We start from the raw sequence: 2,952 nt of genomic DNA on the forward strand, positions 1-2,952 counted from the left end.
CAGCACCAGCACGGCGCGATCGCCTTTCTTTTGTCTATCGAACACTTAGGGGGATGACCTCATGTGGAGTAAGGATGCGCGTGACCTGGGCCACGCGCACCCATTGTTCCTATATGGGACTCCGCCGAAGGCCCCTCAACCCTCGCCGTCGCCGGACGAAGCGTCCCCGTGGTTTTCGTGGCCGCCCACCCGCACGTTACGGCTCGGTACGACCGTGGAGATGGCATGCTTGTACACCATCTGGCTCACCTGGTTGCGCAGCAGCACCACGAACTGGTCGAACGATTCGATGGTGCCTTGCAGCTTGATGCCGTTCACCAGGTAGATGGCGACCGGTACGCGCTCACGGCGCAGTGCGTTCAGAAACGGATCCTGTAACGATTGCCCTTTGGACATTCTTCTTCTCCCCTACGCTACTCGTACGGGTCCGGGAAAAAACGCCTGGCGGCGCCCCGGCCCAAGTGCCCTGAATCTTAACTGCTTTTAAATGCCCGCTGGAAGCCGCGATCGTGATGGCATCGGCATTCCCGCGAACTGCTCCACCGCACGCGCTACCTCGGGCAACGGATCCCCCCGGTCCGGGTCGAACGTTCGGGCGTCCACCTCACCCCGCAGCCAGGTGATCTGGCGTTTGGCGAGTTGACGAGTGGCATAGATACCACGGTTGCGGAACTCCGTGGCGTCGCCCTCACCCTCGAGGTAGTCCCAGGCCTGCCGGTAGCCGACCGCGCGGATCGCCGGCAGGTCGGCGTGAAGGTCGCCGCGGGCCCGCAGGGCGCGTACTTCGTCGAGGAAACCCGCGGCCAGCATGGCGTCGAACCGCTGCGCGATGCGCTCATGCAACAGGCGCCGGTCGCCGGGCAGGAGCGCCAGCTTGAGCACCCTCCAAGGGAAACGGATGGTGCTTCCACCCCGCTGCAGTTCGCTGAGCGGAAGACCGGTCAGTTCCATCACTTCAAGCGCGCGCTGGATCCTCTGGGCGTCGCCCGGCCGAATCCGCCTACCCGCCACCGGGTCCAGCGCAGCCATCCGCGCGTGCATCGCGTCCCAGCCGATGACGGACGCCTCGGCTGCCAGCTTCTCGCGCAGGGCGGGATCCGCCTCGGGCAGATCCGAGAGGCCGCGCTGCAGCGCGCGGAAATAAAGACCGGTACCGCCGACCAGCAGCGGCACCCTGCCCTCCGTCGTGATGCGTTCCATCGCCGCGACGGCATCGTCGCGGAAGTCGGCGGCGGAATACGGCTGCGCAGGGTCACGGATGTCCACGAGGGCATGCGGATAGCGCGCGAGCGTAGCAGCGTCGGGTTTGGCCGAGCCGATGTCGAGCCCGCGATAGACGAGCGCCGAGTCGACGCTGACCAGGCCCACCGGAAACCGGTCGGCCAGCGCGCAGGCGAGCGCCGTCTTCCCCGATGCAGTGGGGCCCATCAGGAAGATGGCGAGGGGGCGACGGTCTTGGGACATCGGAAAGCAGAATCGGGGAACGGCCGCAAGGGTAACCCAGCAGGTGTCACCGTTGGCCCGGGCCATGCAAGGATGGATCGACGACAGCCGGAGAACAACGCATGATCCGAGTTGGATTGGCAGTGGTCGGATGCCTGGCCATCGCAGGGACGGCGCTCGCCGGGGTGGTGGTGCCCGCGTCATACGAAGCCGGGCATTTCTTCGCCACGCCTACGTTGGCGACAGGCGAGACCTTGCGGCTGCTCGTCGATACGGGCGGTGGCGGATCGACCTGGACACTGGGCGAATCCACCGTCAGGCGCCTCGGGCTCGCCCCGCTCGACTGTGCGACGGCCGGGGACGTTTCGCGCTCTCCGGCATTCGCGGCCGGAAAGGCCATTCCCCTCGGCCCACGTGCCTGCGACGGGGTGCAAAGCACGCCCGACAAATATCTTTTCGACGGCATGAACGGCATGCTCGGAGGCTTTTATCTTTCCAACGGCACGTGGACGTTCGACTATCCGGGGCAAGAGCTCATTCGCGAGGATGCTTCCTGGCACGCCGACCCGAAAGCCCACGCCATCGTTGCCGGCGTCGTTCGCAACGCCAAGGGAAGCTACGGCGCACCCTTCCTGCGTATCTCGATGCAGGTCGACGGTGAATCGATCGACATGCTCTTCGACACCGGTGCCACCGCCCATCCGACTGCGGCGGGACTCGCTGCCATGAAGACTCCCGTAGCAGGGGGATACGCGGGAGGCAGTTACATCACGACGAGCATGATGGACCGCTGGCACCGGAAACATCCGGACTGGCTGCTCGTTCCGGACGCCGACGATCTCAATCCGAAGAGCAAGCGCGCGATCCGCGTGCCCAGCGTCGTCATTGCTGACTGGAGCGTGGGGCCGGTCTGGTTCATCGAGCGCCCTGACAAGAATTTCGAAGTCATGTCGTCGTATATGGACAGCACGGTACACGGTGCCATCGGCGGCAATCTGCTCGACGCGTTCCGGGTCAGCGTGGATTACCCGCACGCAAAGATTCAATTCGTATGCGTCGCGCATTGCAAGGCCGCACCGAAGATAACGGTCAAACGGTAGCCAGCGCAACGCAAGGTCTTGTTGCGCAAGCTCAGCTGCGACTTATCCACATGCTTATGCAGGCGGTATCCACACTGGCTGTGGATATCGCTACCTGCATAGATCATCCGTTGACCAGTGCAAGGTAAGTGTCCGCCGGCGTTGAGCGAATCGGACTTGTCCACATGCTTATGCAGCGCGTATCCACACCGGCTGTGGATATCTGGGGAGGCCAGGGACAGAGGTCGCCGCGTGCTTGCGCTCGTCCGCAGTCCCACGCAGGAAGCGCTTCCCACAAAGCGCTTCCTGCATCGGCTGATCGTATTACCTATAAGGCTCGCCAGACGGTGGACGATGTCCAACTTCTGTGCTCAGTTCAAAGCGCGCATCTACATCGAGCCCCGCCGCATGCACTGCTCACTCCTTGACC

General features: G+C 64.0%; 3 protein-coding genes. 1 reads left to right on the forward strand and 2 read right to left on the reverse strand.

Annotation, left to right across the window (positions count from 1 at the left end; all coding sequences use genetic code 11):
• Positions 1-135: 135 nt before the first annotated feature.
• A complete protein-coding gene (gene hfq / locus ACR9ZH_RS18380) occupies positions 136-396 on the reverse strand; it encodes an RNA chaperone Hfq (protein WP_481292210.1) in 261 nt (86 codons plus the stop codon).
• A gap of 87 nt (positions 397-483) precedes the next feature.
• Entirely contained in the window at positions 484-1,464 is a 981-nt protein-coding gene (gene miaA / locus ACR9ZH_RS18385) for a tRNA (adenosine(37)-N6)-dimethylallyltransferase MiaA (protein WP_481292212.1), read from the reverse strand.
• Positions 1,465-1,565: 101 nt separating this feature from the next.
• Here miaA and ACR9ZH_RS18390 point away from each other — a divergent pair, with 101 nt between their 5' ends.
• A complete protein-coding gene (locus tag ACR9ZH_RS18390) occupies positions 1,566-2,543 on the forward strand; it encodes a hypothetical protein (RefSeq protein ID WP_481292211.1) in 978 nt (325 codons plus the stop codon).
• The last annotated feature ends 409 nt before the right edge of the window (positions 2,544-2,952 follow it).

This window comes from Luteibacter sp. SVR4-7G (assembly GCF_056755555.1).